Origin of the sequence: Pseudonocardia sp. 73-21, from assembly GCF_001899645.1 — a bacterium.
Classification (GTDB): domain Bacteria; phylum Actinomycetota; class Actinomycetes; order Mycobacteriales; family Pseudonocardiaceae; genus Pseudonocardia.
This window is the reverse complement of the sequence record NZ_MKVV01000024.1, coordinates 114266-127132: the sequence shown is the minus strand read 5'-3', so window position 1 is coordinate 127132 and position 12867 is coordinate 114266. Positions and strand designations below refer to the sequence as shown.

Genomic DNA, 12867 nt, shown 5'->3' with positions numbered 1-12867 from the left:
GACCCGCCTGCCGGTGCGGCTCTGAGCCGAACGGCCCAACTTGTGACGGAGCGGTAACGACGGCCGACGGGCCGTAGATGAGCAGGTCAGGCCGGCGCTCCCCCTCGACGGCCGCTCCACGAGAGGACCCCCGCTCTCATGTCCCTCACCCGTCCCACCCTGCTGGCGGCCGCCGCCGCCACGATCAGTGCCGCCTGCGTCGTCGCCATGGCCGGCACCGCGCTGGCCGTCGACGCGCACCGTCCCCCGGGGCCCGCCGCGGCCAGTGCGACGTCCACACCGGCCGCGCCCACCCGGGCGGTGGCCACCACCCCGGCGGGGGCGCCCGCGGGTTAGGCCGACCTGGCTTTCCCGCCCGTCCGTGACCGTGCACGATGGACCCATGAAGGTCACGGTCGACTTCGACCTCTGCGAGTCCAACGCCATCTGCATGGGCATCGTCCCCGAGGTGTTCGAGGTGAGGGACGACGACTTCCTCTACATCCTCGACGAGAACCCCGCGGAAGCCCTGCGCCCGAAGCTGGAGGAGGCCGTGGCCTCCTGCCCGCGGGCGGCCATCAAGCTCGTCGAGGACTGATCACGCACCGAACGGTAGCGCCGTAGCCTCACCGGGACGCGCTGAGTGCCGTTCGGCGCTTGCCCGGCCCGGGTGCAGCGTTCAGGATCCACTCATGCCCCTGTCGGTCTGGAACACGCAACTCACCCCGCTCGCCTTCCTGCGCCGCTCCGCCGACGTGTACCCGGACAAGACGGCCATCGTCTACGGCGAGCGGCGGCACACCTACGCCGAGTTCGCGGCCGAGGCCACCCGCGTGGCCCACGCGCTGCGCGGGTCCGGCGTGGAGCCGGGCGACCGCGTCGCGTACCTGCTGCCCAACGTGCCGGAGATGCTGGTGGCGCACTTCGCCGTGCCGCTCGCCGGCGCGGTGCTCGTCGCGATCAACACGCGCCTGTCCACCGACGAGGTGCGCTACATCCTCGACCACTCCGGTTCCACGGTGCTCGTCGTCGACGCCGCGCTGTACCCGGTGGTCGCCCCCGTCGCGGGGGAGCTGAAGACCGTCGAGGAGATCATCACGGTGGTCGACCCGGCCAACCCGGGCGACGGCATCGGCAGCGGCGTCCGCTACGACGACCTGCTCGCCCGCGGCAACGACGAGCCGCTGCCGTGGACCGTGGCGGACGAGGACGCCACGCTGTCGATCAACTACACGTCCGGCACCACGGGCAAGCCCAAGGGCGTGATGTACCACCACCGCGGCGCCCACCTGAACTCGTTCGGCGAGATCATCCACTCCGCGCACACGCCCGACAGCGTCTACCTGTGGACGCTGCCGATGTTCCACTGCAACGGCTGGTGCACCCCCTGGGCACTCACGGCGATCGGCGGCACCCACGTCTGCCTGCGCGAGGTGCGCGGCGACGCGATCTGGGCGTTGATCAAGGAGCACCGGGTCACGCACCTCAACGGCGCCCCCACCGTCGTCACCACGATCCTGCGCGCCCCCGAGGCCGAGCAGCTCGACTACCAGCTGGTGATCACCACGGCGGGAGCGCCGCCGTCGCCCACCACGATCCTGGCGATGGAGAAGAAGGGCTTCCGGATCGTCCACGTCTACGGGCTCACCGAGACCTACGGTCCGTACACGGTGAACCAGTACCAGCGCGCCTGGGACTCGCTCGAGCCCGAGGAGCGCGCATCGCGGCAGGCCCGCCAGGGCGTCGGCATGCTCTGCGCCGACCGCGTGCGCGTGGTGGACGAGAACATGCGGGACGTGGCGGCCGACGGCGTCGCGATGGGCGAGATCGTCATGCGCGGCAACAACGTCATGAAGGGCTACTACGAGGACGTCGACGGCACCGAGAAGGCCTTCGCGGGCGGCTGGTTCCACTCCGGCGACCTCGGCGTCATGTACCCCGACGGCTACATCGAGCTGCGTGACCGGGCCAAGGACGTCGTGATCTCCGGCGGGGAGAACATCTCGACGATCGAGGTGGAGCAGGCGATCGTGTCCCACCCCGCGGTGCTGGAGGCGGCCGTGATCGGGGTGCCCGACGAGAAGTGGGGCGAGGTGCCCAAGGGCTTCGTGGTGCTGGCCGAGGGCGAGAGCGCCACGCCGGAGGAGATCATCGAGCACGTCAAGGTGAAGATCGCCCGCTACAAGGCGCCCAAGACCGTCGAGATCGTGGCGGAGCTGCCGAAGACCTCCACCGGCAAGGTGCAGAAGTTCGAGCTGCGCGAGAAGGAGTGGAGCGGCCAGACCAGCCGCATCCGCGGCTGATCGCCGCGATCCACACGTCGGCGGACGGGCGACCACGCGCCGGGTGATCGTCGCCCCGGGACCGCCAGCCGCGCCCCCTACGGCTCCGCGTCCCCGACCGATGATCACGCCCGGTGTCGTTGTGGCGGGCGGCGGCGGGCGGCACCGCCGCCGTCACGGTCGCGGTGGCCGTGCGGCTACCCCGGTATGAGGCGCCCGGCCAGGGCGATCGCGTCGTACGGCGCGTGCACCTTGGCGTCGTTGTCGAAGTAGACGGCCACGTCGAGCCCGGCGGCGAGCCACCCCCGCACCCGCCCGGCCCAGGCGTCGAGGGCCTCGGGGGTGTAGCCGCCCGCGTAGAGCTCGTCCTGCCCGTGCAGCCGGACGTAGACGTGGTCGGCCGTCACCTCGTCGAAGACGGGCCAGGTGCCGGCGGAGTCCGCGAGCACGAGCGCGACGCCGTGCTCGCGCAGCAGCGCCGGGACGGCGGGGTCGCGGAAGCTCTCGTGCCGCACCTCCAGCGCGTGGCGCAGGGGCCGGTCGGCGTCGGTGGTGGTGAGCGCCCGCCCGTCCAGGCGCTCGTCGTGGCCCTCGGCGAGCGCCGCGGCCCCGGCGGTGGTGTGCGGCAGCAGCGCCAGGAACACCTCGATGCGCGCGGCGTCGAACCGCATCCGCGGCGGCAGTTGCCAGAGCACCGGACCGAGCTTCGGGCCGAGCCCCAGCACCCCCGACGCGAAGAAGTTCGCCATCGGGACGGCCACGTCGCGCAGCTGCTTGAGATGGGTGACGAACCGGGGCCCCTTGACGGCGAACACGAAGTCGTCGGGGGTCTCCGCGGCCCACGCCCGGTAGCTCTCAGGGCGTTGGAGCGAGTAGAACGACCCGTTGATCTCAATGGACCGGACCCGCCGCGAGAGGTACTCGAGCTCACGCCGCTGGGGCAGGCCCTCGGGGTAGAAGGTGCGGCGCCACGGTGGGTAGCGCCACCCCGACGTCCCGACCCGTACCTGTGCCATGTCGGCGAGGATGGCACCGGAGACGCGCTCTGTCCCGCGGAGGCGACATCGGCACCGCCGACGCACACCGTCCCGCGAAGGCGACATCGGCACCGCCGACGCACACCGTCCCGCGAAGGCGACATCGGCACCGCCGGGGCAGGATGGCCGCGTGAACGACCTGCACACCGCCATCGGGACCGTGCTCGACTGGCCGGTCGACCACGTCGCCGCCACCACGGTCGCCGCGGACGGCACGGTGCTCGGCTCGGCGGGCGAGATCGACCGCCCGTTCCGCCTGGCGTCGGTCACGAAGCTGCTCACGGCGTACGCGACGCTGATCGCGGTCGAGGAGGGCGCCGTCGAGTGGGACACCCCCGCCGGTCCCGAGGGCTCCACGGTGCGCCACCTGGCCGCCCACGTCTCCGGCCTCGCCTTCACCGGTGACGCCGTGCAGGCCGCCGTCGCGACGAAGCGGATCTACTCCAACACCGGCTTCGAGGTGCTCGGCGCCGCGATCGCGGAGGCCGCGGGCATCCCGTTCGCCGAGTACCTGGACCAGGCCGTGTGCGAGCCGCTGGGCATGACGGCCACGCGGCTGGAGGGCTCCCCCGCCGCCGACGGGGTGTCGACCGCGGCCGACCTCACCCGGTTCGCCGCGGAGCTCCAGGCGCCGATGCTCACCCACACCCTCGCGGAGGCCACGACCGTCGCCTTCCCCGGCCTCGACGGGATCCTGCCCGGCTACGGGCGGCAGAAGCCCAACGACTGGGGCCTCGGGTTCGAGATCCGCGACGGCAAGTCCCCGCACTGGACGGGCGCGAACAGCTCGCCGCGGACCTTCGGCCACTTCGGCCAGTCCGGGACGTTCCTGTGGGTCGACCCCGACGCGGGCGCCGCGTGCGTGGTGCTCACCGACCGCGACTTCGGGCCGTGGGCGATCGAGGCCTGGCCGCCCTTCACCGATCGCGTGCTGGCGGGAATCATTTCGGGGGGCGGCCCGTTGTAGGGCCTGTTCGGGTCGAGCGATCCGAGCCCCGGGTCTCACCATTTTGCCACCCCACGGGGTGTGCCATCCGCCGAGAGGCGCCCGGCGCTCGGCTCGGACACCTACCCCGTCGGGGGAACAGTTCCCTGGTCGGGGTGGTTGTAGTGCGTGTCCGAACCGGGCGATCCGAGCCCCGGGTCCTACCTATCGCCGCCTACGGGTGTGCCACGCGCCGTGAGGCGCCCGGCGCCCGGTCCGGACACCTACTCCTCCAGATCGAAGGACACCGCCATGAAGGGCGACCGTGTAGAGATCGTGATCGACGCCGGCAGCGGCACCACCCGCACCTACGACATCACCGCCACGCGCGCGGGCCGCAAGGTCTCCATCACGCACGGCCGGGGCTTCGTCGAGGTCAGCGAGAGCACCCGCGGCGGCTCCACCATCCGCACCGCCCGCTTCCTGGCCAACCGCGTGCTGGCGCTGGTCGAGCACCCGGCGGCCGACAATCCCGTCGACGACGAGATCACACCCGGCCTACGCTCGGCCTGATCTCGCATCGGTCACACTGAAAGAACCATGTCCTTCCCCGTAGATCGAGCCTCTCCCGCGGCCCGAGCCGGCGACGCGCGCCCCGCGCAGGACGCCCCACCCGCCGACGCCCTCCCCTCCCGCGAGGGTGTCGTGCCCGCCGGTGGAGGCGCCCGCGACGGCGCCGACCGGCCGGGCCGCGGGAGTCCCGACGGCGTCGACGCCCGGCCTCCCCGCAGGCCGCGCCGGCGCCGTCCTCGTTCCGCCCGGGCCGATGGAGGCACTCCCGCCCCCGTGGAGAACGGCGGCGCGGAGAACGGCGGCGCGGAGAACGGCGGCGCGGAGAACGGCCCGGCAGAGCGGGACCATCGCCACGGCGACCGACCCGCGTCGGCCGGGTCCCGCCGCCGCCGGCCGTCGCACGCGGAGCCCGACCCGCACGCACGCACACCCCGACTCGCGGAGGATGCGGCGCCCGAGTTCTCCGACGCCCATCTCGACGCGCTCGCCGAGCGGCTGCCCGCGCTGGGCCTGCGCGACGAGCACCGCCTGGCCCGCCGCCTGGACACGGCCCACCGCACCCGCGACCGCGCCGCCCGCAACCGGAACCTCGCCGGCATCGCCACCGCCGTCGACGAGGCCGAGCAGCGGATCGCCGCCCGCCGTGCCGCCCTGCCGGCCATCAGCTACCCCGAGACGCTGCCCGTCAGCGCCCGTCGCGAGGACATCGCCGCCGCCATCCGCGACCACCAGGTCGTGATCGTCGCCGGCGAGACCGGCTCCGGGAAGACCACGCAGATCCCGAAGATCTGCCTCGAGCTGGGCCGGGGCGTCCGCGGGCTCATCGGCCACACCCAGCCCCGCCGCCTCGCCGCCCGTACCGTGGCCGCCCGCATCGCCGAGGAGCTGCACACCGAGATCGGTGAGGCGGTCGGCTGGAAGGTGCGCTTCACCGACCAGGTCGGCGACACCACGCTGGTCAAGCTCATGACCGACGGCATCCTGCTCGCCGAGCTCACCGGCGACCGGATGCTGTGGCAGTACGACACGCTGATCATCGACGAGGCCCACGAGCGCAGCCTCAACATCGACTTCATCCTGGGCTACCTCGCTCAGCTGCTCCCCCGGCGCCCCGACCTCAAGGTGATCATCACCTCGGCCACCATCGATCCCGAGCGCTTCTCGCGGCACTTCGGCGGCGCCCCGATCGTCGAGGTGTCGGGACGCAGCTACCCCGTCGAGGTGCGGTACCGGCCCGTCGTCGATCCCGACGATCCGGACGCCGACCCGGACCGCGACCAGCTCGCCGCCATCGCCGACGCCGTCACCGAGCTGCGCCGCGAGGGCCCCGGCGACATCCTCGTGTTCCTCCCCGGCGAGCGGGAGATCCGCGACGCCGCCGACGCGCTGGCCAAGCGCGACTTCCCGGGCATCGAGATCCTGCCGCTGTTCGCCCGTCAGACCACCGCCGAGCAGCAGCGCGTCTTCGCCCCGAAGCAGAGCTCGCTGGGGCGCCGGGTCGTGCTCGCCACCAACGTCGCCGAGACCTCGCTGACGGTGCCGGGCATCCGCTACGTCATCGACCCGGGCCTCGCGCGCATCTCCCGCTATTCGCGCCGGCTCAAGGTGCAGCGGCTGCCGATCGAGAAGGTCAGCCAGGCCAGCGCCAACCAGCGCGCCGGTCGCTGCGGCCGCGTCGCCGACGGCATCTGCATCCGGCTCTACGCCGAGGACGACTTCGACGCACGTCCGCTGTTCACCGACCCGGAGATCCTGCGCACCAACCTCGCGTCGGTGGTGCTGCAGATGATCTCGCTGGAGCTCGGCGAGATCACCGAGTTCCCGTTCGTCGAGCCCCCGGATGTCCGCAGCGTGAACGACGGCATCGCGCTGCTGCAGGAGCTCGGCGCGCTCGACGGCCGCAGCGAGCTCACACCGGTGGGCCGCCAGCTCGCCGCGCTGCCCGTCGACCCGCGGCTGGGCCGCATGCTGGTGGAGGCCGACCGCAACGGGGCCCTGCGCGAGGTGCTCGTCATCGCCGCCGCCCTGTCGGTGCAGGACCCGCGCGAGCGCCCCACCGAGCAGCGCCAGGCCGCCGACGAGAAGCACGCCCGCTTCGCCGAGGACGGCAGCGACTTCCTCGCGTTCCGCAACCTCTGGACCTATGTCGCCGACCTGCGCAAGGAGATGGGCGGCAGCCGGTTCCGGAAGACGCTGCGCGAGGAGTTCCTGCACTACCTGCGCATCCGCGAGTGGCAGGACCTGCACGCGCAGCTCCGCTCGGCCGCCCGCAACGCCGGCATGACGCTGACCGACACCGACGCCACAGCGCCGATGAGCGGAGCCGCAAGCGGCCCGCTGGCAGACCGCATCCACATCTCCGTGCTCGCCGGGCTGCTGAGCCAGGTGGGGCTCAAGGAGGGCGAGTCGCGGGAGTACCTGGGTGCCCGCAACGCCAAGTTCATGATCTTCCCGGGCTCGACGCTGGCGAAGAAGCAGCCGCGCTGGGTGATGGCCGCCGAGCTCGTGGAGACCTCCGCGCTGTTCGCCCGCACCGTCGCCCGCATCAAGCCGGAGTGGATCGAGCCGCTGGCCGGGCACCTCGTCAGGCGCACGTACTCGGAGCCGCACTGGTCGCGCAAGCGCGCCGCGGCGGTCGCCGTCGAGCGCGTGACGCTCTACGGCATCCCGATCGTGGTGGGCCGCAACGTCGACTACGGCCGCATCGACCCGGAGGTTTCGCGCGAGCTGTTCATCCGGCACGCGCTGGTGGAGGGCGACTGGGACACCCGCCACCGGTTCTTCCACGCCAACCGCGCGCTGCTGGAGGACGCCGAGGAGCTGGAGACCCGTGCCCGACGCCGCGACCTCGTGGTCGACGAGGAGACGCTCGTCGCGTTCTACGAGCAGCGCATCCCCGCGCACGTCGTCTCGGGCCGGCACTTCGACTCGTGGTGGAAGAAGAACCGGAACTCCGATCTGCTCGACTTCACCGAGGAGATGGTGCGCACCGCCCAGGCCGCGGGTGTCGACGCGTCGGCCTACCCCGACCACGTCGAGGCGGGCGGGCTCACCCTGCCGCTGTCGTACGCGTTCGAGCCGGGCCGACGCGAGGACGGCGTCACCGTCGACGTGCCCGTGGCGGCGCTGCACCAGATCGACCCCACCCCGTTCACCTGGCAGGTGCCCGGGCTGCGCGAGGACCTGGTCACCGCGCTGATCAAGACACTGCCGAAGAACCTGCGCCGCAACTTCGCGCCCGCCCCCGACCACGCCCGGGCCGTGCTGGCCCGCCTGCAGGTGGGTGACGAGCCCCTGCTCGACGGCCTGGAGCGCGAGCTGGGCCGGATGAAGAACATCGACATCCCCCGCGAGGCGTGGGAGCTGAACCGGCTGCCCGAGCACCTGACGGTGACGTTCCGCGTGGTGGACGAGGCCGGGCGCGAGGTCACCCGCGGCACCGACCTGGAGGCGCTGCGCCACGAGCTGGCGCCGAAGGTGCGCGCCGAGCTGGCCGCCGCCGGCAGCGACCTGGAGCGCAGCGGCCTCACCACCTGGACCATCGGCGCCCTGCCCCGCGAGCACGCCATCCGCCGCGGCACGCACGTCGTCACCGGGTTCCCCGGGCTGGTCGACCGGGGCAGCTCCGCCGACGTGCGGGTCTTCCCCACCGCCGCCGAGCGCGACCCCGCCACCTGGCGCGGCGTCCGGCGGCTGCTGCTGCTCGACACCCCGTCCCCGGCGAAGCAGGTGACGCGCGGCCTCGACAACGCGGCCAAGCTCGCCCTGTCCCGCAACCCGCACGGCTCCGTCGCGGCGCTGGTGGACGACTGCGTGACGGCCGCCGCCGACGGGCTGATCAAGGCCGCGGGCGGCCCGGCGTGGGACGAGCGCGGCTACCTGCGGCTGCAGAAGCTGTTCCGGGAGCGCCTGGCCACCACGACGCTGCAGGTGCTGCTGGCCGTGCGTGGGGTGCTCGACGTCTGGCACCGCGTCCAGCGGCTGCTCGCCGACACCCGCGCGCCGATGCTGCGGGCGGGCGTCGCCGACATCACCGCCCAGCTCGCCGCGCTGGCCGGCCCCGGCTTCGTCACCGCCGCGGGCGCCTCCCGGCTCGGCGATCTGGCCCGCTACCTGGAGGCGATCGAGCGGCGCATCGAGAAGCTGCGCGTCGACCCCGCCCGCGACGCCGGGTGGACGGCCCAGGTCCGCGTCGTCGCCGACGAGTACGCCGCGGAACTGGCGGCGCTCCCACAAGGCGTCGAGCCGTCGGACGCGCTGTGCGAGATCCGCTGGATGATCGAGGAGCTGCGCGTCGGCCTCTACGCGCACCCGATGCGCACGCGGTACCCGGTGTCGATCAAGCGGATCCAGCAGGCGATCGACGCCCTGCCGCGCTGACCCGGACGTCGAGCAGGTCGTCGGCGGCCTGCCGCGGCAGCGGCAGGTCCACCGGCACCACCGTCTCGCTCCGCCACGACCGGGTCAGCCACGCAGCCACCTGGTCCGGGAACGGGCTGTGCTTGCGGGTCAGCGCCGGCTTCTCCACCAGGAACCAGGAGGCGATCGCGACCGGCAGCGTCGCGAAGATCGCGACGGGCGCGAACGACCAGTCCGGCAACCAGCGCAGCGACGTCAACGCGAGCAGCTGGATCACCGGCCAGTGGTAGATGTAGATCCCGTAGGACAGGTCGATCCGCAGGGACACGAAGCGTGTCCCGGCGGTGGCCAGCCAGAACACCAGGTAGGCCATCGGCACCGCGCCCAGCAGCCGGTAGTTGTGCGGGAACGCCGCCGCCGAGTAGAGCACCAGCGCCAGCGCGAGCACGCCGAGCCAGGTGTTCATCGGGATCCGCTCGGCGTAGAGGTGGGCGAGCGCGCCGAGCGCGAACATCAGCGTGAGCCGCAGCGTCATGTCGCGCATCGGCACCGCCACCCCGTTCTCCTGCAGCACCGTCAGCACGATCAGCGCCGCGGCCAGCGCGAGCACCACCCAGCGCCGCCGGCTCAGCACGCCGACCAGGCCGAGGGCGGCCACCAGCAGGTAGCAGAACGCCTCGAACGTCAACGTCCACAGCGCCCCGTTGAACGACGGCTCGTGCGGAGCCGCGTTCAGCACCCCGCCGATGTCGTACTGCTGGATCACCAGGAACCAGTCGGCGGTCAGGAAGTGCCAGGCCGACGGGGTGCCGGTGAAGCCGGCGGTGGCGGGCAGCCCCTGGATGAGCGCCGCGGCCGGGGCGACGACGAACGCGCAGACCAGCAGGCACACCCAGAAGCCGGGCATGATCCGCAGAAACCGGTGCCAGGCGAACCGCGGGAGCGAGTGGAGCCGCAGGTAGCTGCGGGTGACCAGGAAGCCGCTCAGCACGAAGAACCCGTCCACCCCGATCTCTCCCGAGGTGCCCGAGCGGCCCCAGAAGTCCCCGGCCCGGCCCTGGAGGATGACGGCGTGCTCGACCACGACCATTGCGGCGAAGAGCAGCCGCAGTAGGTCGAAGTTGTTCCGGCCGGTCCCGAACCGCTGCTCGAGCGTCGATGCCACGTGCCCTCCAGGTCGTCCGCGTACTCGGGAAGGCATCGATCGGGTGAATGTCGTCGTTACGGACTGCTGCCAACCTGAGTAAGCGTGCGGTGAAGGGTCGAAAATCGACGGTGACCGTCAGCCGTCTGCCAGGTTCAGGGGCACCGGTCAGGGTGTGGCCAGGGCCTCCAGGGTCGCCCGTGCGCCCTTCTCGTGCAGCGACGCCAGGTGCCGCTGGTAGGTCTCCGCGAAGCGGGTGTCGTCGGCCAGGTCACCGAACAGCTCCTCGTTGCGGACGAACACCAGCGGGTCCTCGGCGTACCGCTGCGCCGTCGCCTTCAGCGTGTCGGCGAGCCGGTCGACGATCGTGATCGGCCCGCCCTGCTCGTCCACGCCCTCCGCGTAGCGCGCCCACGCCGCCACGATCGCGGCCGAGCGCTCGATCTCCCCGCCGTGTTCCAGGTTGTGCCGCACCACCGGCAGCAGCCACTTGGGGATGCGGTCGGAGCTCTCGGCGCACAACCGGGCCACGGTGTCGCGCACGTGGGAGTTGGAGAACCGCGAGATCAGCTCGTGCTTGTAGGCGTCGAGGTCGATCCCGGGCACGGGGTGCAGGCTCGGCGTGGCCTCCCGGTCCATGTACGACAGCAGGAACTGCGCGAACAACGGGTCCTGGCACACGTCGTGCACCAACCGGTGCCCGGCGAGGTAGCCGAGGTAGCACAGGCCCTGGTGGCTGGCGTTGAGCAGTCGCAGCTTCATCAGCTCGTACGGTTCGACGTCGGCCACCACCTGCGCGCCCGCGTCCTCCACCGGCGGCCGACCGGCGACGAAGGCGTCCTCCAGCACCCACTGCGTGAACGGCTCGCACACCACGGGCCACCGGTCCTCGACGCCGAACCGCTCCGCGATGGCGGCGCGGTCGTCGTCGGTGGTGACGGGGGTGATGCGGTCGACCATGCAGTTGGGGAACGTGACGTGCTGCTCCACCCACTCGCCGAGCTTCTCGTCCCCCCACTTCTCACCGCGCAGCCGGGCGAACGCGGTGAAGCTGCGGCGCGCGGCGTCTCCGTTGCCCTGGATGTTGTCGCAGGACAAGATGGTGAACGGACCGGTCCCCCGGTCGCGGCGGCGGGCCAGGGCCTCGGTGACCAGCCCGAACGTGGTGCGCGGTACCGCGTCCGGCTCCAGGTCGGCGACGACGCCGGGGTCGGTGGCGTCGAACTCCCCGGTGACGGCGTGGAAGTTGTAGCCGCCCTCGGTGACGGTGAGGGAGACGATCCGGGTCTCCTCCGACGCCATCTTCTCGATCACCGCCTCGGGGTCGTCCGGGGCGAGCAGGAACTCGACGATCGAGCCGACCACCCGCGCGTCCTGCGTGCCGTCCGGGTGCTTCTCCACGAGCGTGTAGAGGCAGTCCTGGGCCTGCAGCGCGTCGCGCATCCGGGCGTCACCGGGCAGCACCCCCACCCCGCAGATCCCCCAGTCCATGCCCTGCCCCGCGTTCATCAGCTTGTCGAGGTAGAGCGCCTGGTGGGCGCGGTGGAAGCCACCGACGCCGATGTGGACGATCCCCGCCCGCACCGCGGCCCGGTCGTAGGCGGGCACGGCGACGGACGGGTCGAGCGAGGAGAGGGTGGCGGTGGAGAGCGCCGTCACTTGACGGCCCCCAGGGACAGCCCCTGCACCAGCTTGTCCTGCGCCGCGAACCCGGCGATGAGCACCGGGAGCGACACGACCACCGCGGCCGCGCACACCTTGGCCAGGAACAGCCCCTGACTGGTGACGAAGCTCGTCAGGAACACCGGGGCCGTCTGGGCCACCGTCGCGGTGAGCACGCGGGCGAACAGCAGCTCGTTCCAGCTGAAGATGAAGCAGATCAGCGACGTGGCCGCGATGCCCGGCAGCACGATGGGCATGACGATCGTGCGCAGCGTCCGCGGCAGCGTGCAGCCGTCCATCGACGCGGCCTCGAGGATCTCCCCCGGCACCTCGGCGAGGAACGAACGCATCATCCACACGGCGATCGGCAGGTTCATCGACGTGTACAGGATGATCAGCAGCCAGATGTTGTCCAGCATGCCGATGCCCTGCGCGATCAGGTAGACGGGCAGCAGCCCGGCCACCACCGGCAGCATCTTCGTGGACAGGAAGAAGAACAGCGTGTCCGTCCACTTGCGCACCGGCTTGATCGACAGCGCGTACGCGGCCGGGATCGCCAGGATGAGCACCAGCACCGTCGAGAGCACGCTCGCGGTGATCGAGTTCAGCAGCGGTGGCCACGGGCTCGCGCCGCCGCCGAAGAAGTTCGCGTAACCGTCGAGCGTGAGCGGGGCGAACACCGACGGCGGGTTGGTGGCCGCATCGTTCTCGCTGTGGAACGAGGTGAGGAACATCCACACCACCGGCAGCACGAACAGGATGCCGACGAGCCAGGCGATGACGCCCAGCGCGATCCCGGACCGCCTGCGCTTGGTGTGGGCGGCGGTGTCGGCCGTCGCGGTCGGGGTCTTCTCCAGGGTTGCTGCAGTCATGACGAGTGCTCCTCGACCGGCGGCGCGGATGGAA

The 12867-nt window shown here is 72.1% G+C and carries 10 protein-coding genes; 6 read left to right on the top strand and 4 right to left on the bottom strand.

All coding sequences use genetic code 11. The features are described from left to right. Positions 1-138: 138 nt before the first annotated feature. From BGP03_RS05860 to BGP03_RS05850, 3 genes are all read left to right on the top strand, one after another. A complete protein-coding gene (locus BGP03_RS05860; RefSeq protein ID WP_296373957.1) occupies positions 139-336 on the top strand; it encodes a hypothetical protein in 198 nt (65 codons plus the stop codon). A 46-nt stretch (positions 337-382) separates the two neighbouring features. Further along, complete coding sequence (locus BGP03_RS05855; RefSeq protein ID WP_296373959.1) at positions 383-577, top strand: ferredoxin; 195 nt, start codon at positions 383-385, stop codon at positions 575-577. Positions 578-671: 94 nt separating this feature from the next. Next, positions 672-2282, top strand: a complete 1611-nt coding sequence (locus tag BGP03_RS05850; protein ID WP_296373961.1) for an acyl--CoA ligase family protein — start codon at positions 672-674, stop codon at positions 2280-2282. 176 nt (positions 2283-2458) lie between these two features. Here BGP03_RS05850 and BGP03_RS05845 read toward each other — a convergent pair whose 3' ends face one another. Further along, positions 2459-3277, bottom strand: coding sequence for a DUF72 domain-containing protein (locus tag BGP03_RS05845; RefSeq protein WP_298799247.1), 819 nt, complete (start codon positions 3275-3277; stop codon positions 2459-2461). 151 nt (positions 3278-3428) lie between these two features. Between BGP03_RS05845 and BGP03_RS05840 the strand changes: the two genes are divergently transcribed. The 3 genes from BGP03_RS05840 (at position 3429) to hrpA (ending at position 9176) form a co-directional block, all read left to right on the top strand. Further along, positions 3429-4265, top strand: coding sequence for a serine hydrolase domain-containing protein (locus BGP03_RS05840; protein WP_296373965.1), 837 nt, complete (start codon positions 3429-3431; stop codon positions 4263-4265). A gap of 270 nt (positions 4266-4535) precedes the next feature. After that, positions 4536-4796, top strand: a complete 261-nt coding sequence (locus BGP03_RS05835) for a hypothetical protein (protein ID WP_296373967.1) — start codon at positions 4536-4538, stop codon at positions 4794-4796. 27 nt (positions 4797-4823) lie between these two features. After that, complete coding sequence (hrpA, locus tag BGP03_RS05830; RefSeq protein ID WP_298799246.1) at positions 4824-9176, top strand: ATP-dependent RNA helicase HrpA; 4353 nt, start codon at positions 4824-4826, stop codon at positions 9174-9176. Here hrpA and BGP03_RS05825 read toward each other — a convergent pair. The 3 genes from BGP03_RS05825 to BGP03_RS05815 form a co-directional block, all read right to left on the bottom strand. Next, positions 9136-10320, bottom strand: a complete 1185-nt coding sequence (locus BGP03_RS05825; RefSeq protein ID WP_298799245.1) for an acyltransferase — start codon at positions 10318-10320, stop codon at positions 9136-9138. The genes hrpA and BGP03_RS05825 overlap by 41 nt on opposite strands. A gap of 147 nt (positions 10321-10467) precedes the next feature. Continuing rightward, positions 10468-11958 carry a mannitol dehydrogenase family protein gene (locus tag BGP03_RS05820; RefSeq protein WP_298799244.1) on the bottom strand — a complete coding sequence of 497 codons (1491 nt, stop codon included), beginning with the start codon at positions 11956-11958 and terminating at the stop codon, positions 10468-10470. Then, positions 11955-12833 carry a carbohydrate ABC transporter permease gene (locus tag BGP03_RS05815; RefSeq protein WP_296373974.1) on the bottom strand — a complete coding sequence of 293 codons (879 nt, stop codon included), beginning with the start codon at positions 12831-12833 and terminating at the stop codon, positions 11955-11957. The genes BGP03_RS05820 and BGP03_RS05815 overlap by 4 nt, the downstream gene beginning before the upstream one ends. Between the last annotated feature and the right edge of the window lie 34 nt (positions 12834-12867).

Excerpts from the sequence above, each read along its gene's own strand:
- BGP03_RS05860 (WP_296373957.1), top strand. The coding sequence starts at position 139 with ATGTCCCTCACCCGTCCCACCCTGCTGGCGGCCGCCGCCGCCACGATC.
- BGP03_RS05855 (WP_296373959.1), top strand. The coding sequence starts at position 383 with ATGAAGGTCACGGTCGACTTCGACCTCTGCGAGTCCAACGCCATCTGC.
- BGP03_RS05850 (WP_296373961.1), top strand. The coding sequence starts at position 672 with ATGCCCCTGTCGGTCTGGAACACGCAACTCACCCCGCTCGCCTTCCTG.
- BGP03_RS05845 (WP_298799247.1), bottom strand. The coding sequence starts at position 3,277 with ATGGCACAGGTACGGGTCGGGACGTCGGGGTGGCGCTACCCACCGTGG.
- BGP03_RS05835 (WP_296373967.1), top strand. The coding sequence starts at position 4,536 with ATGAAGGGCGACCGTGTAGAGATCGTGATCGACGCCGGCAGCGGCACC.
- hrpA (WP_298799246.1), top strand. The coding sequence starts at position 4,824 with ATGTCCTTCCCCGTAGATCGAGCCTCTCCCGCGGCCCGAGCCGGCGAC.
- BGP03_RS05815 (WP_296373974.1), bottom strand. The coding sequence starts at position 12,833 with ATGACTGCAGCAACCCTGGAGAAGACCCCGACCGCGACGGCCGACACC.